General features: G+C 71.1%; 19 protein-coding genes and 2 pseudogenes. 10 read left to right on the plus strand and 11 right to left on the minus strand.

What is annotated here, in order from left to right; all coding sequences use genetic code 11:
• Window positions 1-62 precede the first annotated feature (62 nt).
• From O7610_RS05745 to O7610_RS05765, 5 genes are all read right to left on the minus strand, one after another.
• Complete coding sequence (locus O7610_RS05745; RefSeq protein WP_281554692.1) at window positions 63-980, minus strand: aldo/keto reductase; 918 nt, start codon at window positions 978-980, stop codon at window positions 63-65.
• A gap of 125 nt (window positions 981-1105) precedes the next feature.
• Window positions 1106-2329 carry a glycosyltransferase 87 family protein gene (locus O7610_RS05750; RefSeq protein ID WP_281554693.1) on the minus strand — a complete coding sequence of 408 codons (1224 nt, stop codon included), beginning with the start codon at window positions 2327-2329 and terminating at the stop codon, window positions 1106-1108.
• Window positions 2330-2370: 41 nt separating this feature from the next.
• Window positions 2371-3006, minus strand: a complete 636-nt coding sequence (locus tag O7610_RS05755) for a class I SAM-dependent methyltransferase (RefSeq protein ID WP_281554694.1) — start codon at window positions 3004-3006, stop codon at window positions 2371-2373.
• On the minus strand, window positions 3006-3716 hold the full coding sequence (locus O7610_RS05760; RefSeq protein ID WP_281554695.1) for a polysaccharide deacetylase family protein: 711 nt from the start codon (window positions 3714-3716) through the stop codon (window positions 3006-3008). Before O7610_RS05760 ends, O7610_RS05755 begins: the two co-directional genes overlap by 1 nt.
• Window positions 3713-4723, minus strand: coding sequence for a glycosyltransferase family 2 protein (locus O7610_RS05765; RefSeq protein ID WP_348650122.1), 1011 nt, complete (start codon window positions 4721-4723; stop codon window positions 3713-3715). Before O7610_RS05765 ends, O7610_RS05760 begins: the two co-directional genes overlap by 4 nt.
• Before the next feature lie 318 nt (window positions 4724-5041).
• Here O7610_RS05765 and O7610_RS05770 point away from each other — a divergent pair, with 318 nt between their 5' ends.
• From O7610_RS05770 to O7610_RS05805, 8 genes are read left to right on the plus strand one after another with little or no spacing between them, the layout of a single operon-like run.
• Window positions 5042-6358, plus strand: a complete 1317-nt coding sequence (locus O7610_RS05770) for an aspartate aminotransferase family protein (RefSeq protein WP_289213574.1) — start codon at window positions 5042-5044, stop codon at window positions 6356-6358.
• Window positions 6352-7395 (plus strand): NAD-dependent epimerase/dehydratase family protein, encoded by a 1044-nt coding sequence (locus O7610_RS05775; protein ID WP_289212765.1) that lies wholly within the window; start codon window positions 6352-6354, stop codon window positions 7393-7395. Before O7610_RS05770 ends, O7610_RS05775 begins: the two co-directional genes overlap by 7 nt.
• A gap of 13 nt (window positions 7396-7408) precedes the next feature.
• Window positions 7409-8419 (plus strand): UbiA prenyltransferase family protein, encoded by a 1011-nt coding sequence (locus O7610_RS05780; protein ID WP_281554698.1) that lies wholly within the window; start codon window positions 7409-7411, stop codon window positions 8417-8419.
• Window positions 8420-8448: 29 nt separating this feature from the next.
• A complete protein-coding gene (locus tag O7610_RS05785; protein WP_281554699.1) occupies window positions 8449-9459 on the plus strand; it encodes a glycosyltransferase family 2 protein in 1011 nt (336 codons plus the stop codon).
• A 1-nt stretch (window position 9460) separates the two neighbouring features.
• Window positions 9461-10480 carry a glycosyltransferase family 2 protein gene (locus O7610_RS05790; protein ID WP_281554700.1) on the plus strand — a complete coding sequence of 340 codons (1020 nt, stop codon included), beginning with the start codon at window positions 9461-9463 and terminating at the stop codon, window positions 10478-10480.
• Window positions 10477-11661: an endonuclease/exonuclease/phosphatase family protein gene (locus O7610_RS05795; protein ID WP_281554701.1), complete on the plus strand. Its 1185-nt coding sequence runs from the start codon at window positions 10477-10479 to the stop codon at window positions 11659-11661. The genes O7610_RS05790 and O7610_RS05795 overlap by 4 nt, the downstream gene beginning before the upstream one ends.
• A 23-nt stretch (window positions 11662-11684) precedes the next feature.
• Entirely contained in the window at window positions 11685-12731 is a 1047-nt protein-coding gene (locus O7610_RS05800) for a glycosyltransferase family 2 protein (RefSeq protein ID WP_281554702.1), read from the plus strand.
• The gene (locus O7610_RS05805; RefSeq protein ID WP_281554703.1) at window positions 12728-13771 is read left to right on the plus strand and encodes a lysylphosphatidylglycerol synthase domain-containing protein; all 1044 of its coding nucleotides are present in this window, start codon (window positions 12728-12730) and stop codon (window positions 13769-13771) included. Before O7610_RS05800 ends, O7610_RS05805 begins: the two co-directional genes overlap by 4 nt.
• Here the strand turns inward: O7610_RS05805 and O7610_RS30570 are convergent.
• The 3 genes and pseudogenes from O7610_RS30570 to O7610_RS05815 all read right to left on the minus strand — a co-directional run bounded on the left by O7610_RS30570 (window position 13746) and on the right by O7610_RS05815 (window position 18051).
• On the minus strand, window positions 13746-14933 hold the full coding sequence (locus O7610_RS30570) for a tetratricopeptide repeat protein (protein WP_502959103.1): 1188 nt from the start codon (window positions 14931-14933) through the stop codon (window positions 13746-13748). The two genes, O7610_RS05805 and O7610_RS30570, sit on opposite strands and share 26 nt — an antisense overlap.
• A gap of 9 nt (window positions 14934-14942) precedes the next feature.
• Window positions 14943-16805: pseudogene (locus O7610_RS30575) on the minus strand (AfsR/SARP family transcriptional regulator); the annotation flags it as partial.
• 289 nt (window positions 16806-17094) lie between these two features.
• On the minus strand, window positions 17095-18051 hold the full coding sequence (locus O7610_RS05815) for a sporulation protein (protein ID WP_281554705.1): 957 nt from the start codon (window positions 18049-18051) through the stop codon (window positions 17095-17097).
• Between the two features lie 188 nt (window positions 18052-18239).
• On the opposite strand from O7610_RS05815, the gene O7610_RS05820 reads away from it, so the two are divergent.
• Window positions 18240-19283: a sodium:calcium antiporter gene (locus tag O7610_RS05820; RefSeq protein WP_281554706.1), complete on the plus strand. Its 1044-nt coding sequence runs from the start codon at window positions 18240-18242 to the stop codon at window positions 19281-19283.
• Window positions 19284-19346: 63 nt separating this feature from the next.
• Here O7610_RS05820 and O7610_RS05825 read toward each other — a convergent pair.
• Window positions 19347-19811 (minus strand): annotated as a pseudogene (locus tag O7610_RS05825) (ATP-binding protein); the annotation flags it as partial.
• Window positions 19765-20637 carry an MEDS and STAS domain-containing protein gene (locus O7610_RS05830; protein WP_289212766.1) on the minus strand — a complete coding sequence of 291 codons (873 nt, stop codon included), beginning with the start codon at window positions 20635-20637 and terminating at the stop codon, window positions 19765-19767. The pseudogene O7610_RS05825 and the gene O7610_RS05830, both read right to left, overlap by 47 nt.
• A 127-nt stretch (window positions 20638-20764) precedes the next feature.
• Between O7610_RS05830 and O7610_RS05835 the strand changes: the two genes are divergently transcribed.
• The gene (locus O7610_RS05835) at window positions 20765-21787 is read left to right on the plus strand and encodes a serine hydrolase (protein ID WP_289212767.1); all 1023 of its coding nucleotides are present in this window, start codon (window positions 20765-20767) and stop codon (window positions 21785-21787) included.
• A 31-nt stretch (window positions 21788-21818) separates the two neighbouring features.
• Here the strand turns inward: O7610_RS05835 and O7610_RS05840 are convergent, their stop codons facing one another.
• A complete protein-coding gene (locus tag O7610_RS05840) occupies window positions 21819-22178 on the minus strand; it encodes a hypothetical protein (protein ID WP_281554709.1) in 360 nt (119 codons plus the stop codon).
• Between the last annotated feature and the right edge of the window lie 177 nt (window positions 22179-22355).

Raw genomic sequence — 22355 nt, forward strand, 5'->3', positions numbered from 1 at the left:
GGCGTTGGCGGCCGACCCCGCTCCGACCGGGACCCCGGCCGGGGGACCCGACCGGGACCGAGTCACCAGTCCAGTGGGGTGGCGGCCAGCCGGCGGTCGTACCAGGCGCGGATCGCGGCGACGGTGTCCGCCGGCAGTGGGCCGTCGGCGGCACCGGCGATGCTGCTGGTGAGCTGGGCGACCGACCTGGTTCCCGGGATCACTGTCGACACCGCGTCGTAGCTGAGCAGGAAGCGCAGCGCGCCGGCGAGCACCCCGACACCGGCCGGCAGCAGCGACCGGAACTCGTCGACCAGGCCGGCGCGCACCGCGACGTCCTCTCGCGACCAGCGGTCCCGTACCCCGGCGAAGACGCTGTCGGCGTGGTACCGGCCGGAGAGCCAGCCGGACTCCAGCGGCACCTTGACGATCGTGCCGGCACCCCGGTCGCGGGCCCGGCCCACCGCCGGCCACGGCTCCTGGTAGAGCGCTGACAGCCGGACTTCGAACGCGGTGGAGTCACTGGTGGACAGCACGAGGTCCAGATCGGCGCTCCAGTCCACCGAAGCGCCGTACGACCGGATGACGCCCTTGTCCCGCAGCCGGTGCAGCACCTCGTAGTGGTCGCTGCGGCTGCCGTCGAGGATCTCTGGTGGCGGGTTGTGTAGCACCACGATGTCGACGTGGTCGACGTTCATCCGGCGGGCGCTGCGCTCGACCGACGCCTCAATTTCGCTGGCCGACCAGTTTTCGGTGCCGTCGGGAAGATAGCCAAACTTGGTGCAGATCACTACCTCGTCCCGTCGCCGGCCGGCGAGGGCCCGGCCGATGTTGGGTTCGCTGCGGCCGTCCGCGTAGCCCGGCGCGGTGTCGATGAAGGAGACGCCGTGGTCGAGCGCGGTGTGCACGATGCGGACCGCCTCGGCCTCGTCCGGCCCGTCCGGCCAGTGCGACGATCGGCCCAGCTGCCAGGCGCCGAGACCGATAGCGCTGACCCGCATTCCGGTGGAACCAAATGGTCGTGTCTGCACAGGCGAACCCTTCACGTCGGAGCACCGTTGACTGTTCGACAGCGTATCGACATCGGTGCGTTCACGCGGCCCCGGCGCAGCTGTCCCGGCCGGCCCTATGACCGCCGCCCGGGTCCGGTCCGGCCCGGCCGTACCCGCCAGCCCAGCAGCCCGAGCCCACCGAGCGCCAGCAGCACGTACAGGTTGCTGTAGACCAGCCCCGGCCCGGAGAAGTGCAGGTCCCACCCGCCCGGACTGGCCAGCACCCAGCTCGTGCTGCCCACCAGGACCAGCCAGCCGGCGGCGGACGCGAGGATCGCCCACCGGCGGCCGGACCACCGTTGGTCACCGGCGAGGACCAGCAGCGCCGGCACCCACCAAACCCAGTGGTGGTGCCAGGAGACAGGGGAGACCAGCAGTCCGGTGGCCGCGCAGGCGAGCACCGCCAGCAGTTCGTCGCCGGCACGTGCGCAGCGGACCGCGACCGTCATCCCGGCCGCGCCGACTAGCACCGCGAGCACCAGCCACGGCAGACCGGGCCGTGGTTCGTCCAGCGCCCGGGTCACCGCACCGGACAACGACTGGTTCAGGATGGTCCGGGGATCCCCGGTGACCCGGTCGGTGTCCAGCAGCCCGCCGGTCCAGAACCAGGTCGAGTCGGTCGGCCGCCAGGCGAAGCCGACGCCGATCGTGGCGGCGAACGCGACGGTCGCGGTGGCGGCGGCCCGCAGCCGCCCGGTCAGCACCAGGTAGCCGATGAAGATCAGCGGCGTGAGTTTGATCCCGGCGGCGACACCCACCCCGAGCCCGTGCCACCGGCCGCCCCGGCCGGCGACCAGGTCGACCAGCACCAGCCAGGTCAGCAGCAGACCCACCTGGCCGACCTGCAGGTGACCGGTCACCGCGAAGATCGGCAACGCGCCGACCAGCGCACCAGCCGTCCACAGCGGCCCCAGCCGGGCGGGCGGCCCGATCCACCGCAGGGTCAGCCGGATGATCGCGACCAGCATCACCACACTTGCCGCCGTCCAGCCCGCGACAGCGACCGGCATCGCGACCACGGCCAGCGGCTGCATCAGCAGCGCGGCGAACGGCGGGTAGGTGAAGCCGAGCGCGATGCCGTCAGGGGTATGGTGGACCGCCTGGTACAACTGCCCGTCACCGCTGGCGGCCGCGACCGCACCCGCCCGGTACGCGGCCAGGTCACCCCAGAACAGGCCGGTGGTGTGGTGCAGCACGCCGGCGGCGACGCCCAGCACGGCGGCGAACGCCCCGCCGAGCAGCCAGCTGCGTACTGCCGGCCGTCGCCCGCCCACCGGCGCGGCCCTTACGCGGGCCACATCCGACGGTAGGGCATCCGACGGTAGGGCATCGCGGGCGGTCACGACCGGCCACTGCACGCCGGATCGGCGGCACCCAGCACCAGCACGCTGCCCACGCCGTCCGCCCCGCCGACAAGCTCATCGTGCACCGGCAGCCCGCAGCTACGGGCCCGGGACAGCAGCTCGCGGCCGGTGTCGGTGGTCCCGTCGTACACCCAGACCAGCACCCGGCCACCCGGTCTTAGCAGGTCGGCCGCGCGGTGCAGCAGACCGACCGCGTCGTCGACGCTGAAGTAGTAGAGCACCTCGCGGAACAGAACCACGTCATAGCGCTCATCGGTCCGGTACGTCAGCAGGTCCGCGTCCTCGAAGGAGGTGTCCGGCCGGCGCAGCGCGCGGGCCCGGCGGATCGCCGCCCGGCTGATGTCGACACCGTGGTAGTGCCGGTACCCGCCGGGCGGCAGCGCCAGATTGACGGTCGTACCGCAGCCCAGGTCCAGGATGCGTGGTCGCGACGTGACCCGTTGAGCGAGTTCCAGCGGGACGCGGTCACGCCCCTGGTCGAGATATCGCCACAACCCCAGCGCGTACTGCAGGTCCCACAACACGGCGTTCACCCGGGGGTACGGGCGGACCAGCACCGTCAGCGGCCAGTTGAGCGCCCGAGCGGCGATCCGGAACAACGGGTGGGCCATCACGCCTCCTCGGCGGCGGTAGGGCGGTCAGGGACCGGGACGAACCGCAGCCCGCGGTACAGCAGCCGGGGGATCACGGTGCCCAGCGCGGCGATGGTCTGCGACCGGTCACCGCCGCCGTCGTGGCAGAGCAGCACGTGACCGGAGCCGGCGCGCGACAGGGTACGGGTGATGTGCCCGACGCCGGGTTCCTTCCAGTCGCTGGAGTTGACCGTCCAGTCGACCGGGGTCAGCCCGGCGTCAACGGTGGCCGCCAGCACCCGCGTCGACCATCCGCCGCTGGGTGCCCGGAACAACCGGGCGGTGACTCCGGTAGCGTCGTGAATTCGTTGCTGGGCATGGTTGATCTCGCGGTGCAACCGGTCGGCGTCGAGCGCCGCGAACGGCATCGGGTGGCGCAGCGAATGGTTGCCGATCCGGTGGCCGGCGGCCACGATCCGTCGGGCCAGCTCCGGGTGTTCGGCTACCCGGTCGCCGATCAGAAAGAAGGTCGCCGGCACCCGGTGCCGGGCGAGGAGATCCAGCAGCGCGGGGGTCCAGCGGGGGTCCGGGCCGTCGTCGACGGTGAGCGCGACCGCGCCGGCTCCGACCCGGAACACCGGCCAGCTGCGCCGCGCCGACGGGGTCACCGGCCGTAGCCGGTGAAAGGTCCGTACGCCGAGGAAACCGGCCTCCAGCGCTTTCGCCCGCAGTGTCGGCAGCTGGTTCACCGGCTCGTCCCTGGGGCCAGTCGACGGGTCGGGCCGAAGTCCGAGTCCAGCAGGAACCGCACCCCGCCGACGGTGCCGCCGCAGACGATGGCCAGGTGGACCAGGAAGTGCAGGCAGAGGAACAGGGCGAGGAACGCGGTGCCCCGCTCCCGGCGAACGAAGCCGACCAGCCCGGGGTCGGCGACGACGAACCAGGCCAGGGCGAGCCCCGGCAGGACCAGCAGCACCGGGGTCAGCACGGCCAACGGCAGGGTGCCGAGCACTGCGGCGGCGGCCAGCACGCCGCCCGGCCGGTTGGCCCGCAGCCCGGCGGGGCCCCGTTCCCGTACCGCCACCGGCACCAGCATCTGCGAGCGGCCGAACTGCTTGCGCAGCATCGGCCAGAGCCGGCTGTCGTCGTCGTGTCGGCAGGTCACGTCGGCGGACAGCCAGATGCCGTGCCGGTCGGCCATCCGATCGCTCAACTCGACGTCCTCGGAGGCGCGGAGCCGTTCGTCGAAGAACCCGACGTCGTCGAAGACCGAACGGCGGACCGCGCACAGCGCGAAGATCGCGGTGCGTACCCGGCCGGTGTTGCGGATCCGCCAGTAGTGGGCGTGCAGCAGCCGGTACGCCTCGACCGGGCCGTCGTCGTACAACGGCTGGGTGAGGTACACGCCGTGGACACAGTCGATGTCCGGCTCGTCGGCCATGATCCGCAGCGCGGTGGCGATTGCGGTCGGTGTCGGTGCGCAGTCGGCGTCGACGAAGAAGACCACGTCGCCGGTGCTCGCCTTGATCCCGCGGTTGCGGGCGGCGGCCGGGCCGCTGTTGACCAGGGTCTGCAGCAGCCGTACCGGGAACCGCCGGGCGATCTCCCGGGTCCGGTCGGTGCTCGCGTCGTCGACGACGATCACCTCCACCGGAGGGTGTGTCTGCCCGTACACGGCGCCCAGACAGGCATGGAGGGTCCGTTCGCTGTTGTAGGCGGGAATGACGACCGATACGTGCGGGGGCACGGACACCACCTTGTCGAATGTCGGGACCGCCGGGAAGTGCGTCACCGTGACTGGCCGAGACGATAGTCGTAGTGACGGTCACGGTCAATCTTCTGGATACCGTGCTCCAGTGCCGATCCAGTCGTCTTACAGTCGTCATTCAGTACCCGTCGGCACAATTGCAGGGGCTCCCGGCGGTGCTCCGCGTTCCTCTGGAGTCGCCGCCAGTTCTGGAGAAAGGCTCGATAGGTGTCTGATCTGTTCACCGTCGATGATTGCGACGAGCTCTCCGTCAAACAGGTGCACGATCTGTACCGGCGGTACGTCAACCGGAGCCAGGTCGGTCTGATGACGTCCTTCGGTTTCGGTCGGGAGTTGGTCGACCGCGCCGAAGGCGCCTACCTGTACCTAGGGGACGGCCGTCGCATCCTCGACTTCACCGGCGGGGTCGGCGTACTCAACCATGGACACAACCATCCCCGCATCCTGGCGGCGCGCCGCCGGTTCGCCGAGCGGCAGCGGATGGAGGTGCACAAGACCTACTTCTCGCCGTACGTCGCCGCGCTGGCCCACAACCTGGCCGAGGTGCTGCCCGGTGACCTGAACATGTCCTTCTTGCCAAACTCGGGCGCCGAGGCGGTCGAGGGCGCGGTCAAGCTGGCCTACAAGGTCCATGGCGGGCGACGGAACACCATCCTGCGTGCCGACATCAGCTTCCACGGCAAGCTTCTCGGCTCCGGCAGCCTGACTGGCGGAGCGCAGAACCATTTCAAGTTTCCCGGCATTTCCGGTGTCGTGACATTCGGTTACGACGATCTCGAATCGGTACGCGCCGCGGTCGCAGCGCATCCCGACGACGTCTACGCGATCCTGATCGAGCCGTTCAGTGCCTCCACCATGCGCTGGTGCTCGGAGGAGTTCCTGCGTGGCCTTCGTGACCTGTGCACCGAGCACAAGATCGTGCTCATCTTCGACGAGATCTACACCGGCTGGGGAAAGACCGGCAGCCTGTTCTACTTCATGCGCTATCCCGGACTCCTGCCGGACGTGCTGACCACCTCGAAGTCGTTCGGCGGCGGCAAGTCGTCCATCTCGGCGTACGTCGCCCGGGAAGGAATTTTCCGCAAGGCGTACGACAACCCGATGGACGCGCTGATGCATTCGACCTCGACCACCTACTACGGGTTCGGTGAGGAATGCGCCACCGCGATCGAAGCGGTCAACATCGCCGTCGAGGACGACTACCCGGGCCAGGCCCGCCGAATCGAGCAACTGCTGGCACCCGGCCTGCGGCGGATCGCCAAGCAGCATCCGGACGCGGTCGCCGACGTCGCCGGATCGGGCGCGCTCTGGGGGGTGTTCATCGACGGCGGTCCGAAGGTGCTGGACCTGGCCGCGAAGCTGGCACCCGCCGGCCTGGCCCGGGATCCGCAGCTGCGGACCAAGGTGGTCACCTGCGCGGTGATCAACGCGCTCTACCGCGACCATGACATCTACTCCTACTACACCCTCAACGGCGCCAGCCCGCTCGTGGTCGGCCCGCCGCTGGTCGCCTCCGACGACGACGTCGAGTACTTCCTGGACAGTCTGGACAAGGTCCTCGACCAGGGCCTCAACCGGCTGCTGACCCGGTTCGTGGCGCAGAAGGTCGGCTCGCTGTGGTGATCGCCGTGACCGGTGCCGCCGGCATGCTCGGCTCGTCGGTGGTGGCAAGGCTGGTTGCTGACGGCGTCGAGGTGGTCGGACTCGACCTGCGGGAACCCGCACCGGGCACCGCCCCGCCCGACTACCGGCACCTGATCGGCGACGTGCGGGATTCGGCCGCGCTGAGGCAGGCGCTGACCGGAGCCGACGCGGTCGTGCACTGCGCCGCCGCGCTGCCCAGCTACCCGGCGGCGCAGATCCGCTCCATCGTGGTCGACGGCAGCCGGGCGGTGCTCGACGCGGTGCGTGCCGCACGGGTGCCCCGGCTGGTCTACATCTCCTCCACCGCGGTCTACGGGCTGCCCCGACAGGTGCCGACGCCGGAGGAGCACCCGTACGCGCCGGTCGACCCCTACAGCACCGCCAAGGCGGACGCCGAACGGCTGGCGGTCGGCTACCGTGGCGCCGACCTGGTGCTGCCGGTGCTGCGGCCGAAGACGTTCCTCGGCCCCGGCCGGATGGGGCTGTTCTCGATGCTGTTCCAGTGGGCCCAGGAGGGACGCAACTTCCCGGTGCTCGGCGACGGCCAGGTCCGGATCCAGATGCTGCACGTCGCCGACCTGGTCGAAGCGGTGGTCACCGTGCTGCGGGCACCGGCCGAGGTCGCCAACGACACGTACAACATCGGCGCCGCCGAGTTCGGCACGCTGCGCGAGGACTTTCAGGCGGTGCTGGACGCCGCCGGGCACGGCAAGCGGGTGGTCGCACTGCCGGCCCGGCCCGCCCTCGCCGCCCTCGGCCTGCTGGAACGCACCAAGTTGTCCCCGGTGTACGGCCGGCTGCTGCACAAGCTGATGGACGACTCCTACGTCGATATCGGTCGGGCCCGGCGGCGACTCGGGTTCAGCCCTCGGTACAGCAACCGGGACGCGGTGCTGGAGACGTTCCGGTGGTGGCAGGGGCAGCGGACGAGCGGTACGCCGGCCGGTGCCAGCGGCCGTACCAGCCGCGACCCGTGGCGGCAGGGCGTGCTCGCCGCCGCCAAGGTCTTCTTCTAGCCAGGAGGTGCCGATGCCCGCTGTCGAGGTCGCGGCCGAGCCGACATCGGTGTCCGCGACACCGGTGGCACCGCCGGATGCCCGCCCGTCCCGGACCGGACGGTCCGGGTGGACGGCGCGCGGCGTGGCCGCCCGGATGGTGCGGACCACCGTCGACCTTGCCGCGCTGACCCGGCCGCAGCAGTGGCCGAAGAACCTGCTCGCCGTTCCGATCGCGCTGCTGGACGCCCCGGTCTGGACCGCCGCCACGCTCGGCCGGGTCGGCTGGGCGGTGCTGCTGTTCACCCTGGCGTCGTCGCTGGTGTACGTGGTCAACGACGTCGCCGACCGGCGATTGGACGCCGGTCACCCGTCGAAGCGGTCCCGACCGGTGGCCAGCGGCAGGATCCCGCCAGCCACCGCCTGGCTGTTCGGTGCCGCGCTCGCCGCCGCACTGGCGGCCGGCGTCGTCGCCGGACCTGCCCTGGCCTGGTGGCCGGTCGCCGGCTACCTCGTGCTCAACCTGGCGTACAGCCGGTGGCTCAAACACGTCCCGCTGGTCGACATCTGCGTGGTCGCCGCCGGCTTCGTGCTACGGGTGCTGCTCGGCTACGCGGCGACCGCCGGCCCGGTCTCGGCCTGGCTGCTGACCACCGTCTTCGCCACCTGTCTGCTGCTGATCCTTGGCAAACGCCGGCAGGAGCTCGCCGTCGACGGTGCCGCGCACCGCCCGGCGCTGCGCGGCTACAACCTCAACCTCGCCGACCAACTGCTCACCGTGAACGCCACCGTCGCGGTCATCGGCTTCCTGCTCTACCTGCACTCGGACGCGCCGGTCGGTGTGTACCGCAACGCCCTGCTGCTGAGCGCCGTACCGCTCGTGCTGTTCGGGATCTCCCGCTACCTGCAGGCGGTGCTGGTCCGTCGGGGCGGCGGCGACCCGGTCCGGACCGTACTGCGGGACCGCCTGATCGTCGTCGCCGCCGCGCTGCTCGCCGCCAGCGTCGGTATCGCCCTGCTCGCCGCCCAGTACCCGTCGTCCTAGCGAATCCTTTCCGAAAGTGGTCTCTTCCTATGCCTGACCCGCTCGTGTCGGTCATCGTGCCGAACTACAACTACGCCCGGGCGCTGGGGCTGTGTCTGTCCGCGCTGCGCGCCCAGACGTACCCCCACCTGGAGATCATCGTCGTCGACGACCGCAGCACCGACGACTCGGTGGTGGTGGCCGAGTCGTACGGCGTTCGGGTCGTGCAGACCCCGGTCAACGGCGGTCCCTCGGTGGCCCGCAACCTCGGCGCGGCCAACGCCAACGGGGAGATCCTGTTCTTCGTCGACTCGGACGTGGCCGCCAAACCCGACGCGGTGGCCAACGCGGTGGCGCTGCTCACCGAACGGCCGGAGATCGGTGCGGTGTGCGGCAACTACGACCCGGTGCCGCTGATCCGCGACAGCCTGGTCGAGGAGTACCGCTGCATGCAGCAGTCCTACTGGCTGATCGCCGACGAGGGGCGCATCCACACCATGTACACCGCGCTGCTGGCGATGCGTGCCGAGGTGTTCACCGAGATCGGGCCGTTCAACCCGCGCCTGCGCGAGACCGAGAACGCTGACTACGGGTTCCGACTGGCCAGCCGGTACGAGATCTGGCTGACTCCGGCGGTGCGCGGCGTGCACGACCACGACCACGAACTGCGGGTGATGATCCGTAAGGTCTTCACCCGCACGATGTTGCACATCCCGATGTACGCCCAAAATCCCACCTTCCCCGGCGGGCTGCGCAGCGGCCCCCGGGCGTGGAGCAGCGTCGCCGCACTGCTCACCGTGCTGACCGCCGTCCTGCCGCTGCTGCTCGGTCCCTGGTGGAGCCTGCTACCGGTGGCCGCGTTGGCTGGCTTCGTTGCCTGCGACTGGCCGATGTACCGGTTCGTCGCGGCCCGCCGCAACCCGCTGTTCGTCGGCTACTTCGTCGCCATGCACTTCCTGATGAACGTGGTGATGGGCGTCGCCGCGGCCGTCGGCTTCGCCAGCTACCTCACGTCGCGGGCGTTCCGGCGGCTCTACGACAAGCCGGCCGAGGCGGTGTGACATGTCGACTCCACTGGTCTCGGTGATCGTGCCGAGTTACAACTACGCCGACTCGCTGGCGGTGTGCCTGCAGGCGATCGCCGACCAGAGCTACCCGGCGATCGAGGTGCTGGTTGTCGACGACCGCAGCACCGACGATTCGGTGGCGGTCGCCGAGGCGCAGGGCGTACGGGTGATCGCGTTGGCCGACAACGGCGGCTGCGGCCGGGCCCGCAACATCGGCGTCGCCAGCACCAGCGGCGAGATCCTGTTCTTCGTCGACGCCGACGTGGCGATGGCCCCCGACGCGGTTGCCGAGGCGGTCGCCATTCTGCAGGCTGAGCCGGAGGTCGGCGCGGTCTGCGGCATCGAGGACCCGGAGCCGCTGCTGCACGACACCGCTGTCGCCCGCTACCGAGGGCTGCAGTACCACCACTGGTCGGCCAGCGGCGAGGGCAACGTCACCTTCCTGTTCCCGGCGATGTGCGCCATCCGACGCCGCGTCTACCAGGAGGTGGGGCCGTTCAACCCGGCGCTGAAGCAGACCGAGGAGGTCGACTACGGTTACCGGCTGTCCCGCCGTCACCAGCTCCGGTTGACCTCCCGGGTCCGCGGCCGGCACGATCACGACCACCAGCTGGTGCCGTTGCTGCGCAAGCTCTTTCACCGGGCCCGGCTGCGAATCCCGCTGTACGCCCGGGCCCGCCGGTTCGCCACCGGATTCGAGACGGCGTCGCGAGCCTGGGGCAGCCTGGCGGCGGCCGCCGCAGTGCCGGCGGTGGCGCTGCCGGCGCTGCTCGGTCCGCTGTGGTCGGTGGTGCCCCTCGGGTTGTTCATCGCTTCGGTCGCCGCCGACCGGCCGATGTACGCTCTGGCGCACCGGCTGCGCGGAGTCCCGTTCCTGATCTTCTTCGTCGCAGTGCACTTTGTGGTCAATGTGACTATCACGGCGGGAGTGGCGGTCGGTACGCTGCAGTGGCTGGTGTCCCGGCCGTTCCGACAGCTCTACGACAGCACCTTCCCCGCGGAGGCCACCGTATGACCGCTCAGGCCGCTGCCGCCGGTGACGTCGCACCGGCCGAGGCCGGCCCGGTCGACATGACGCCGGGCACCGGCGACGGTCCGGCCGAGGCGACGCCCACCGGCGGCGGCTCAGCAGGGCTGGGACCGTGGGGACGGTGGTGGCGCCGCTGGCTCGGCCGGGTGTTCCTGACCGGCTCGGCGGCCTGGCTGGCGTACGTGCTGGCCCACCGGCTGCTCAGCGGGCGCGTCTGGTGGTGGGTACTCGCCGAGCTGATGCCGCCGGTGATGTTCGTCGCCGTACCGCTGCTGTTCGTCGCGGCGGCGGCCGGCTGTCGGCGGACCCGGCGCCCGGCGGCGCTGATGTGCGCCGTGTCGCTGCTGGCCGGCGCCGGACTGGCCGGAATCAACCTGCCCGGTCCGCTGCGGTCGACGCCGCAGGTGCCGCCGGACGCGTTACGGGTGCTCTCCTGGAACACCGGGTACTGGCACACCACCGACCGGGCCGACGACTTCTACCGAATGTTGCGCGACCAGCGGGCCGACGTATACCTGCTGCAGGAGTACATCGCCGAGGTCGACGGCGTGATCGTGCCGGTCGACGACCTCGACCGGCTGCGCCGGGAGATGCCGGGCTTCCAGGTGGCGGTCATCGGTGAGCTCGTCACCCTGTCCCGGTACCCGATCGTCGCCCAGACGCCGCTGGAGGCCGACGGACTTCCCCCGGCCCCGGATGCTTTCACCGACTTCTGGCGCTACCAGGTGCTCCGCACCGACGTGCGGGTCGGTGACCGGGTGCTGTCCACCTACAACGCGCACCTGCCGGTGCCGTTGTGGGCCGGCGGCCCCAGCCTGTTCAGCGAGGAGTTCCACCGGACGGTCCGGGAACAGCACCAGCGTCGGATACCGCAGTTCCGGGCGCTGGCCGCGGACGTGGCGGGCAACGACAACCCGGTGGTGCTGGCCGGGGACCTGAACACCAGCCCCGCTATGGGTGACCTGCGCCGCCTGCCGACCGGCTTGCGCGACGCCGAGTCGGCCAGCCGGTCCGTCTACCTCGCGTCGTGGCCCACCGAACAGGTGTCGTCCTGGAGACTGGACTGGGCGCTGGTCTCCGCCGGAGTCACCGTGCACCGGTACGAGTTCGGCGACGCCCGGGGCATGTCCGACCACCGGCCGCAGACGCTGTGGGTGTCATGGTGACCGGGTACCCGACAGTGTCGGTGGTGATCCCGACATACAACAAGGCAAAGACCCTGGCCGACTGTGTCCGCGCCGTGTACCGCCAGACCTGCCAGCCGGTCGAGGTGATCGTGGTCGACGACGCCAGCACCGACGGATCCCGGGAGATCGCCGCCGGGCTGCCCTGCCGGTTGATCTGCCTGCCCACCAACCAGGGGGTGTCCGCCGCACGCAACGCCGGTGCGGCGGCGGCCGTCGGTGAAGTGCTGTTCTTCGTCGACTCCGACATCGCGCTTGCGCCGGACGCGGTCGGCAACGCCCTGAGGGTGCTCCGGGAGCATCCCGGGTGCGCGGTCGTGCAGGGCATCTACGACGCGGAGCCGCTGGCCGCCGACGGCCCGGTGGAGATCTACAAGACCCTGTTCGAACACTACTGGCGGCGGCAGCGTGACGGCGTCGCGGATGCCACGTTGTTCGCGTTGACCGCGATTCGGCGGCAGGCGTTCGACGACGTGGGCGGCTTCGACGAGCGGCTGCGGGACGCGGAGGACATCGAGTTCGGCACCCGACTGCCCGCCCGGTACGAGATCCGGATGAGCGCCGACGTGGTGGGCCGGCACGATGACGTCGACCGGCTGCTGCCGTTCCTGGCCGAACACGTCCGCCGAGCGGTCGGCTACGGGGCGTTGCTGGTCGGCGTGCTCGCTGCTGACGACCGACATCGGGTGCACCGCGCCGGTGGGCACCGGCCCGACACCACGCGTCCCGCTTCAGGCGTCGACGTCGCTGCAGTGACCGCGATGCTGTGCTGCGCGGCGACGGCCGTGACCCTGCCGCTGGCCGTCGTCGCCGGCTGGCTGTTGGCGGTGCCGGCGGCCACCTTCACCGTCTTCGTCCTGGTGGACGGGGCTCTGTTCCGCTTCGTCCGGCGCCGGAAGGGAAACCGGTTCCTGGTGTTCTTCGTCGCGATGCACTTCCTGATGCACACCACCCAACTGGCGGGGATGACCGTCGGATTCGCCGCCGGGCTGGTGCGCTCGACCCGTCGCCGACCGGCCCGGTCGGCGACGGCACCGGAGACGGGCCGGTGACCGCCCGTGTCGACGAGGCCGGCGCTACGGTGCCGGGCCGTCCGCAGAGCGCCGTGACGTCGTCCGGCCGGTGGGGTCGTTGGTTGCGGGTGTTGAACCGGGTGCTCGTCGTCGTGTTCATCGCCCTGCTGGTGGTCGGACTGGTCACTGTGCTGCGGACCCAGGACTGGGCACCGGTTCGTGAGCTGGCCGGGTCCCTCGACCCGGTCGCCGTCTACCTCACCGTCGGCGGTGCCTTCGCGGTCAACTGCGTCGGACTGGTCTTCGGGGTGCTGTCCTGGCGGGCGCTCTTCGTCGACCTGGGCGCCCGGGTCGACACCTGGACCGCGGCCCGGATCTTCTTCGTCGGCTTCCTCGTCAAGTTCGTGCCCGGGCGCTTCGTCGCGTTGCCGGTGCTGGTCCGGATGGGCAAGGCGGTCGACGTCGGTCCGGTCCGCCTGGCCTCGGTGTTCGTACTCAGCTGGAGCATCGTCGCGCTCACCGGGCTCACCGTGGGAATTGCCGCCGGCCCCTCCGTCGCCGGCGGCGGGATGTGGTGGATAGCCGCCGCCGCGCTGCCGGTTGCCGTCCTGCTGATCCGGCCCGACCTGCTCGATCGCGGTATCCGGCTGGCCGCCCGGGTGCTGCGCCGGCCCGAGCCGCAGGTCCGGGCCTCAGCCGGTGGGGTGCGTCGGTCCATCCTGGCGCAGTCGCTGTCGTGGATCATCTCTGGCCATCACCTGTGGCTGCTGGCGGTCGTCGCCGGGGCACCGGCCGGCCGGTCGTACCTGATCTGCGTCGCGGGGTTCGCGCTGGCCACCGTCACCGGATTGCTGGTGATGGTGGCGCCGGACGGCATCGGCGTGCGCGAAGCGGTGCTCGCGTTGGCCCTCGCGTCGGTGATGCCGTTGCCGCTGGCCGGAACCGTGGTATTGGCCAGTCGGTTGGTCTGCGTGCTCAGCGACGTCGCGGTCGGAGCCGGCGGGCTGCTGCTCGCCCAGTACCTGCACCGGCGACGGAGGGCGGGCGCCGTGCTCAGCGACCCGGTGCCGGTGCGCTGAACGCGACCTGGGCGCCTGAGGCGCTACCGGGCTCGGCGTCGGCCCGCTCACGGTCCGCGGCGCTCAGCCGGGCCCGAATCTGCTCGGCCTCGGGAGCGCCGATCGCGCTGAAGTGGGCCAGCGCGTGGCACCAGTGGTCCCATACCTCGTCGGGGGTGGTGCGACCGTGGTCGGCGTCGGCCAACCGCTGCCCGGCACGGGCCAGTCCGGCGTGCGCCCGGGCCTGCTGCGCCCGGTCGCCGATCTGCGCGGAGAGCGACAGCGCCTGCTGGTAGTGGTCGCGGGCCGCGGTGGCGTGGCCGACCTCCATCAGCGCGTTCGCGAGTCCGACCAGCGCGGACGCCGCACCCATCGGCTGACTGGTGTCCCGGTAGATCTCCAGGGCCTGCCCGTGGTGGTCGGCGGCGGCCCGGAAGCTGCCCAGTCGGGCGTGCAGCTGGCCCAGCGAGTCCAGCGCGAACGCCATCCCCACCCGGTGCCCGATCCGTCGGCACAGGGCGATCGCGTCGGACAGGTGCTCGGCCGCCTCGGCGTAACGGCCCTGTAAAACGGCGATCCAGCCGAGGTTGCCCAGCGCCATCGCCTCACCGTGCGCCTCACCAGCTCCCCGGAGCAGGCCGAGCGCCTCCCTCAGATGGGCGGTGGCCTGGTCGTACTGGCCCTGCTGGCCATGGAAGACGCCGAGGTTACCCAGCGCGCGGGCCTTCCCCGCGCGTTCGCCGGTTTGCCGGTAGAGCACCAGCGCCCGCTGCAGGTGGTCGGCGACCAACTGCCGGTGCCCCTGCATCCCGTACAACACGGCGATGTTCGTCATCATGTGCGCCTGCGAGTCCCGGTCACCGATGATCTCGGCCGCGAGTAGACCGTGGTGGTGCACGGTGACCGCTTCCGGGTAGTGGCCGGCGCCCTCCAGGTAGCGGAAGATGGTGAGCACGAGCCGCCGGGCATGTTCCGGCCAGCCGTTCCCGGCGGTGTGCACGACGGCGCCGACCAGGTTGGCCCGTTCCTGCTCCAGCCAGGCCCGGGCCGCAGCGGCGTCGAGCAGCGGCCGCGCGGCGACGCTCGGGCCGGTCACCGCCGGCCGCCGGTGGCGCTCGGCGGGGAAGAGCAGGTCCATGGCAGCTGCGGCGGTGTGCAGGTAGTGGTCGAACAGGATGGTCATCGCCCGGTGCCGGTCGACCGGTGAATCCTGCTGGCCGGCGAGGTCCACGGCGTACGCCCGGAGCAGGTCGTGCATCCCGTAGCGGTGGCCGGGCCCACGTTCGATCAGGTGGGCGCGGGCGAGCAGCTCGAGCAACCGCCGGGCGTCGGGCACCGAGGTGGCGGTGATCGCAGCGGCGGCGTGCGGCTCCAGAGCAGGCCCGGGATGTAGCCCCAGCAGCCGGAACGCGCGGGCGGCGTCGGCCGGCAGGTGCAGGTAGGACCAGGAGAACACCGCGCGTACGCCGGTGCGTCGGTCGCCACCGGCATCGAGCAGATCGAGGCGCCGGTGCTGATCGGCGAGTTCACGGACCAGCTCGACCAGAGGCGCGGTGGGGCGGGTGGCCGCCAGTTCCGCGGCCACCCGCAGGGCCAGCGGGAGACGGGCACAGTGCGCGGCGAGGACCGCGGCGGCGGTGTGTTCCACGGTGGCCCGGGCACCGATCAGTCGGTGGATGAGCGCCACCGCCTCGGCCAGCGGCAGCGGATCGAGGCCGACCCGGCGGGCACCGTGCCGGGCGACCAGCCCGGCGAGCGAGTCCCGGCTGGTGACCAGGACGAGACAGGACGGCGAGCCGGGCAGCAGCGGCCGGACCTGCTCTGCCGACGCCGCGTTGTCGAGCACCACCAGCATCCGCCGTCCGTCGGCCAGGCTGCGGTAGCAGGCTGCCCGTTCGTCGAGGTCCAGCGGCAGGTCCGGACCAGCGACGCCGAGGGCCCGCAGGAAGCCGGCGAGCGCCTGGTTCGGGGAGACGGGCTGCTCGGCGTCGTAGCCCTGCAGATCGACGTAGAGCTGGCCGTCGGGGAACCGGTGCCGGATCCGGTGCGCCCAGCGGACGGCGAGTGCGGTCTTGCCGACGCCAGCGGTTCCGGACACCGCGACGACGGTCACCCCTGACGACCGGTCCGCGTCGTCGTCGGTCCACCCCCGGGCGGCGTCGAGCAACTGGTCGAGCTCGGCCAGCTCGGTGACCCGGCCGGTGAAGTCCGGGATGTCGGCCGGCAGCTGTGCCGGTGCCGGTTGGGGCGTTGCGCGGCCGGGTTCGCCGCCCGAGCGTCGGGCATCTGGGGCCGCGGTCACTTCCTCGTCGTGCAGCAGCGCGGTGTGTGCGGCGGTCAGCTCCGGCCCGGGATCGACGCCGAGCTCGTCGGTCAGGTGCCGGCGCACCCGGTGGTACGCGTGGAACGCCCGGGCACGGTGACCTGCGGCGTGGTACCCCCGGATCAGTCGGGCCTGTGCCGCCTCGTCCAGCGGCTGTGCGGCGGCGGCCTCCTCCAGAGCGGTCACCGCCTCGGCGGCCCGCCCGGCGGCGATCATGATGTCTCCGTACCGTGCCAGGGCGGTGTGCCGCTCCTCGAGCAACGCGACGACCCGGGGATGCTCGGCCAGCGCCGGGATGTCGGCCATCGGCGGGCCGAGCCACAGCCCGAGGGCCTGTTCGAGTTCGTCTGCCGCACGACTCAGCTCGCCGTTGCGCTGCAGACCGGCCGCAGCGGCGAGCCGGTGGCGGAAGACCTCCGCGTCGATCTCCGAAGCGGGTAGCCGCAGCGCGTAGCCGTCACCGACCTGGGGGAGCACCGTGCTCGGAGCGCGGGGCGGCCGGTGGGGCTCGAGTCGTCGCCGGAGGTGTTTGATGTGGGTCTGGATCACGTTCCGGGCGGTCGGTGGCGGCTGCCGCTCGGCCCACACCGCAGCCGAGATCTCTGCCGCTCGCACTGGTTGTCCGGCCGCGATCGCGAGCAGTCCCAGGATGGCCCGTTGAGCCGTTGGTCCGAGATCCAGTTGTTCACCGTCGCGCCAGGCGCAGACCTGACCGAGGACCCGGATACGCAAAGTCGTCACCCTCGCCGGTCGTACCGAATGCCGCCGCTCGGAACGGGGTGGCCGTGTACGTCGGTCGGCTGACCACAACCTACGTCTGTGTCGCTCAGCATTGCAACGCCAGCTGTCGAAAGACCCAGTCGAATTGCCGAACCACCGGTGATCAGATGTCTGCAGTGGATAACCAGGGGGTGCCGGCCGGTTCTCTCTCCATCGTGTGCCGGGCACCGCGGTGACCTGGTGGCATCGCCAGGTCGCCGGGAGTTGGCGCGCCGGTCGGGCGCCAACTCCCGGCGGATGGTCACTCCTCTTCGAACTCCTCACCCGAGTCGTCGTCCCCGCCGAACGAGTCGAGGACCTCGCCGGCGATCATCCCGCCAGCGAAGCCGAGCGCGGCGCCGCCGACCGCGCCGGCGACGACCCCACCCATTCCCGACCCACCGTGATGCCCAACGGGCGCGCCGTACCCGCCAATCAGCGACTGGCGCTGGGAGAGTGCCTGGCGTACCCAGGTGTCGACCTGGGCGGTCCAGTCCACCTGGTCGGCGTCTGCGTGACTGACCCGGTAGCGGCCGTACGAGTCGTGTCCCGGGCGGAAAAGACCGCCGCGCTTGTCGAACTCCAGTACGACGTCGACGCCGTACTCGCTGGCCACGAAGGTCAGCTCGACCTCGTTGATGCCGCCGGCGTACTGGGGTGCGGCGTAGTATTCGATCTCCTGGTAGAACGGCAGGGTCTGGGGCACGCCGTGCAGCCGGCCGTACTCCAGGTCGGCGCCCTTGAAGGCGAAGCCGAGCCGGGCGAACGCCTCCAGGATCCGCTCCTGCAACGGCAGCGGGTAGATGTGCACCGCGTCGAGGTCGCCCCGGTCGATCGCCCCCGGGATGGCGACCTCGGTCCGCAGACCCATGGTCATGCCGTGCAGGCGCTGCCCGTAGAGATCGGTCACCGGGGTCTCCCACGGCACCGGGAACTGGAAGGGCAACGACAACTGCTGGCCTTCGCGCAGGTGGATGCCGCCGGACACGGGGAACCGGTGGAACTCAGCCAGGGCGTTGTGGTCCTCGCCGCCGGCCTCCACCTCCACCCGGGTGACCAAGCTGACGGTGATCTGGTCCAGCTGTACGTCGTGGCTGCCGCCAGTGATGTTCACCTGCCCGGTGAGGGCCAGGCCCGGCCGGGCGTTGGGGTTCTGCAGCACCGTGTCGACGCTGGGAGCGCCGATTCCCAGAGCACCCAGCATCTTCTTGAATACCACGTACGTTCCTCTCGTTCTTGATTGACAGACCCTTGTCCTGCCGGCGTCGGCACATCGGACATCCAGTGTGGAAGTTGTGGGTAGTGTTCAGTTTATCCTGATCGATGGTGACCGGTTGTCGTGGGCGGTCGTCACGTGGTCCGGTGATATTGCATGTGACGGCCGGACAATATGAAAAAATACGTCTTATGCCGAATTTCGTGGCGACGGCGGACTGGCCTGTCACCTGGTCGATAGCCGCGTTCGCGATCGCCGGGGTGGTGACGGTGGTCGGTGGGATCCGGCTCGTCGCCGTGGGTGACGCGCTCGCCGACCGGACCGGCTGGGGAGAGGCGGTCTTCGGCGCGGTCTTCTTCGGACTGGCGACCTCGCTGTCCGGGATCGTGATGACCGCGGTGACGGCGGTCAGCGATGCTCCGCAACTGGCCTACAGCAACGCCGTCGGCGGTATCGCTGCGCAGACCACCGCAGTCGCGGTGGCCGACCTGTTCTACCGGCGAGTCAACCTCGAACACGCTGCCGCTTCGCTGTCCAACCTGCTCTTCGGCTGCCTGCTGCTGGCGCTGCTGGCCCTGGCGCTGCTGGCTACCTACACCCCGGACGGCGCGGTGGTGGGGGTCCACCCGGTTTCGGTGATCATGGTCGGCTGCTACCTCGGCGGCGTCATGATCGTCCACTCCACCGACGTTACGCCCTACTGGCAAGCCGTCGACACCAACGAGACCCGCCAGGATCTGCCGCAGAGCCACGGACTCCTCGACGACCGTCCGCTGCGCCGGCTGTGGGTGCGGTTCGCTCTCGTCGGGCTGGTCGTCGCCGCCAGCGGCTGGCTGACCGCCCTCGCCGCCGAGAGCCTGGTGCAGGCGACCGGGCTACGGGCCGGATTCGTCGGCGGGGTGCTCATGGGCCTGGTCAACGCGTTGCCGGAGACGATCACCGCGATCGCCGCGGTACGGCGCGGCGCGGTGACCCTCGCGGTCGCCGCCATCCTCGGTGGCAACTGCCTCGACGCGCTGAACCTGGTGATCGCTGACATCTTCTACCGCACCGGGTCGATCTACCATGCGGCCGGTCCCGACGAACTGTTCCTCACCTCTGCCGCGCTACTGATGACCACCGTGCTGCTCGGTGGGCTGCTGGCCCGGCAGGTCCGCGGCTGGGGCCGGCTGGGCTTCGAGGGCACCCTGCTGTTCGGCGGCTACCTCGCCGTGGTCGCGGTCCTGGCCTTCTGATGCCAGCACCAGTATCACCGGACCGTCGCCCACCGAGCCGGCCGGCCGCGCCAGGCTGATCACCGCGGTGACCACCGCCCCCGACCCAGGTTCGGCACGGTCGATGATCAACTCGGTGCACAGTTGCCGGCAGATCCAGACACCCCGACCACCGGTCTGCGCCTGGTCCGGTGGAACAGTCCCCACCTGCGGGTCGCGCATCCCCGGCCCGTTGTCGCTGACCTGGCAGTACAGGACATCGTCGCGGCGCCACAACCGGAGCCGGCCGCTGCCGCCGCCGTGGCGTATCGCATTGGTGGCGAGCTCCCCGGCGACGATGAGCAGATGCTCGGTCTGCTCGGCCGAGATGTCCAGCCCGGGAGCGTGTGCGCTGAGCGTGGCCCGCAGGCCGTACAGACCGTCCCGGTCGAACGGCTGGTCGACGGCGCCGGCCGGGGACGCAGTATCCGGCGGCCGTCCCCCGATGCCGAGCGAGGTCGGATCAGGGCTGCTCATGGCGCCTCTGTACCCGGAGTTGAGCGACGTCATCCGCCCCGACCAGGGACAGCACGGTACCGACCAGCCGTCGGCAGGACACCGTCATCCGGCGCGACCTCGGCAACGCCCGTGCGGCAGCCAGGATGATCCCGGCGCAGGCGCCGTCGATGTAGTCCAGCCCGGTCAAGTTGATGTGCAGGTGGCGGTCGATCCGTACCGACTCGGCCAGCGCCAGCTCGAGCACATCCTTGTGCCGGTAGTCCAGCTCACCGGCGATGCGCAGGCCGGTCGGGCTGTACTGCCGGCAGATCCGCAGCAGTGGATGCTCCAGGTAGACCTGAGCCGCGACGGTCCTGGGATGGGCCCGGGCGGCGAAAGCCAGCGTGACAGCGTCGAAGCGCTCCCGGTCGTACTGACAGATCAGACAGAGCTGGCCGTGTGCGAACAGGTCGGCGACCAGCGTCTCGAACTCGACCAGTTGATCGGCTGCGGCGGACGGGCGGGTCGCCCAGCACATGTCGGCGGTCACCCGCAGGCCGGCGTAGCCCTCGTCGCTGGCCTGTCGCGCCTCCCGCGCGAGCGTCCGCACCATCGCCCCGGCGTCGGCCGGTGCCCCGCCGAGCAGTGACGCGGCGGCCGAGGCGATGCGCAGCTGGCCCCGGCGCAGGGCCGAGCCAGGCCGTACCGCGCGGTCGTGCAGCTCACCGGTGAGCTCCTCCGGGCTCACCGAGTCGGTCCAGCAGACCACCTTCTGCCCGGCCCGCAGCCCGCCACGCACGAAGGCCGCCACCAGGTCCAGTCGCTCCTCCCGGTCGGAGAAGGTGAGACAGGCATGGTCGCCGACGCCGAGCGTGCCAACCGCAGCCGTGTCCGCCATCGTCGATCCGCCTTGTCCATCATCGGGAGGATGCCCGCCACCTTATGCGTTGCACCCGGTCGCACCCGGACACGCCCCCCGTTGAGCCGTCGATTTGAACGTCCGCCGTGCGCTGCCCGTACCACCGGTGGCAGAACAGACGGCCCCGGATCTGGTGGGAGCGCACGTGATCATCGGAGCAGGCCCGGTCAGCGGTCGCGTCGTAGATCGGGCCCGTCGACGCGCCCACTACCGTGGCGGCACACCCCGTCGGTCGCTGCTCGGTCTCGGCCTGCTCGCCGCCGGTGGCCTCGGCTACGGGTGGCGGGCTGCCGCCGATTCACCGGTGGCCGGCGGTCGGGTGGCTGCGGGCGGGCCGGGTACGGTTGCGGCCGTGCCGACCTCTGCGGTGCCGACCCCGGACGTCGTGGCGGACCAGCGCCGCCGGGCTGCGCTGGCGGCCCGACAGGTACGCGGGTACGCCGCCGGGCTGCCTGGCCAGTTCAGCTTCGCGGTAGTCGAGCGAGGCACCGGGGCCGGGTTCCGTACCGGCGACGAGCTCCAGTTCCAGACAGCGAGCATCGTCAAGGTGGAGATTCTCACGGCCCTGCTACTGGACCGGGACGGGACCCCGTTGAGCGCCGCGCAACGCGACCGGGTCGAGGCCATGATCACAGCTAGTGACAACGCGGCGGCCAGTGAACTCTTCGCCGCCATCGGTGGCGTCCCCGGACTGAACCGGGTCAACACCGCGCTGGGCCTGACCCAGACCCGACCGAGGTCGGCCTGGGGAACGACCGTCACCACCTCGGCCGACCAGGTCCGGCTGCTCCGTGCGCTGGTCGACGAGGAGAGCCTGCTGCGACCGGCGGACCGGGGCCTGGTGCTGGACCTGATGGGTCGGGTGGTCGTCGGCCAGCGGTGGGGGGTGCCGGCCGGTGCCGGCACGGCCGGCTCCCGAACCTGGGTGAAGAACGGCTGGGACACCGTCGGTGATCATGACGGACGTTGGCTGGTCAACAGCATCGGGCGGATCGTCGAGGACGACCACGACTGGCTCGTGGCGGTGCTGTCCGACCACCACGGCTCCTTGGACGCTGGCATCGCGGCGGTGGAACAGGCGGTGCGCATCGCCTTCGACACGTGGCGCCGTCCGGCGCCGTCCGGCTGAGCCCTCGGCCGGACGGCACCGTACCGGCCGGTCAGGCCGGGCCGAAAGCCCGGTCGCAGGCCTCGCGCAGGTCGACCTGCGCGGCCGAGATCGTCAGGTTGCCCTCGATCGGCTCCTGATCTGCGGCGGCCCGGGCGGCATCCACCAGGTCTTTTCCGCGAGCGGCCAGCGTGGCATCGGTCGACGCCTGCGCCTGCCGGCCGATCTCCCGATTCACGTCGTGGGCAAGCTCGGCCGCGCTGATCTCACGCAGGTCCTGGCATGCCTGCCAGCCTTCGGTGTCGGCCGGTGGGGTCTGCGATGTGCTTTCGCCGACTGTCGGCGTCGGCGTCGCCTGCGACTGCTCACCCCTGGTCAGCGCGCCGATCCCGATGACAAGGACGGCCAGCACGACCGGTGCGGTGATCCACAGCCAGACCGGCCGGCGGCGGGGGCGGCGGGAGGGGGAGAATCCAGAGTGGTCAGCTGGGGTTCGGTACGGGTGGCTCACGGTGATGCCTCTCAGATCCGTCTGTGGCGAGGGGCCCGTCTGGGGCGAGGGAAGCAACGGCCTACGGCATAGCGGACA

It is taken from the genome of Solwaraspora sp. WMMA2065, from assembly GCF_030345075.1.
Taxonomy (GTDB): Bacteria; Actinomycetota; Actinomycetes; order Mycobacteriales; family Micromonosporaceae; genus Micromonospora_E.

What these genes read in the sequence shown, in the direction of transcription:
- O7610_RS05820 (WP_281554706.1), top strand. Translation starts at nt 18,240, where the DNA reads ATGCCGAATTTCGTGGCGACGGCGGACTGGCCTGTCACCTGGTCGATA.
- O7610_RS30570 (WP_502959103.1), bottom strand. Translation starts at nt 14,933, where the DNA reads ATGACCATCCTGTTCGACCACTACCTGCACACCGCCGCAGCTGCCATG.
- O7610_RS05745 (WP_281554692.1), bottom strand. Translation starts at nt 980, where the DNA reads ATGCGGGTCAGCGCTATCGGTCTCGGCGCCTGGCAGCTGGGCCGATCG.
- O7610_RS05830 (WP_289212766.1), bottom strand. Translation starts at nt 20,637, where the DNA reads ATGGCGGACACGGCTGCGGTTGGCACGCTCGGCGTCGGCGACCATGCC.
- O7610_RS05770 (WP_289213574.1), top strand. Translation starts at nt 5,042, where the DNA reads ATGACGTCCTTCGGTTTCGGTCGGGAGTTGGTCGACCGCGCCGAAGGC.
- O7610_RS05780 (WP_281554698.1), top strand. Translation starts at nt 7,409, where the DNA reads ATGCCCGCTGTCGAGGTCGCGGCCGAGCCGACATCGGTGTCCGCGACA.
- O7610_RS05795 (WP_281554701.1), top strand. Translation starts at nt 10,477, where the DNA reads ATGACCGCTCAGGCCGCTGCCGCCGGTGACGTCGCACCGGCCGAGGCC.
- O7610_RS05790 (WP_281554700.1), top strand. Translation starts at nt 9,461, where the DNA reads ATGTCGACTCCACTGGTCTCGGTGATCGTGCCGAGTTACAACTACGCC.
- O7610_RS05785 (WP_281554699.1), top strand. Translation starts at nt 8,449, where the DNA reads ATGCCTGACCCGCTCGTGTCGGTCATCGTGCCGAACTACAACTACGCC.
- O7610_RS05755 (WP_281554694.1), bottom strand. Translation starts at nt 3,006, where the DNA reads ATGGCCCACCCGTTGTTCCGGATCGCCGCTCGGGCGCTCAACTGGCCG.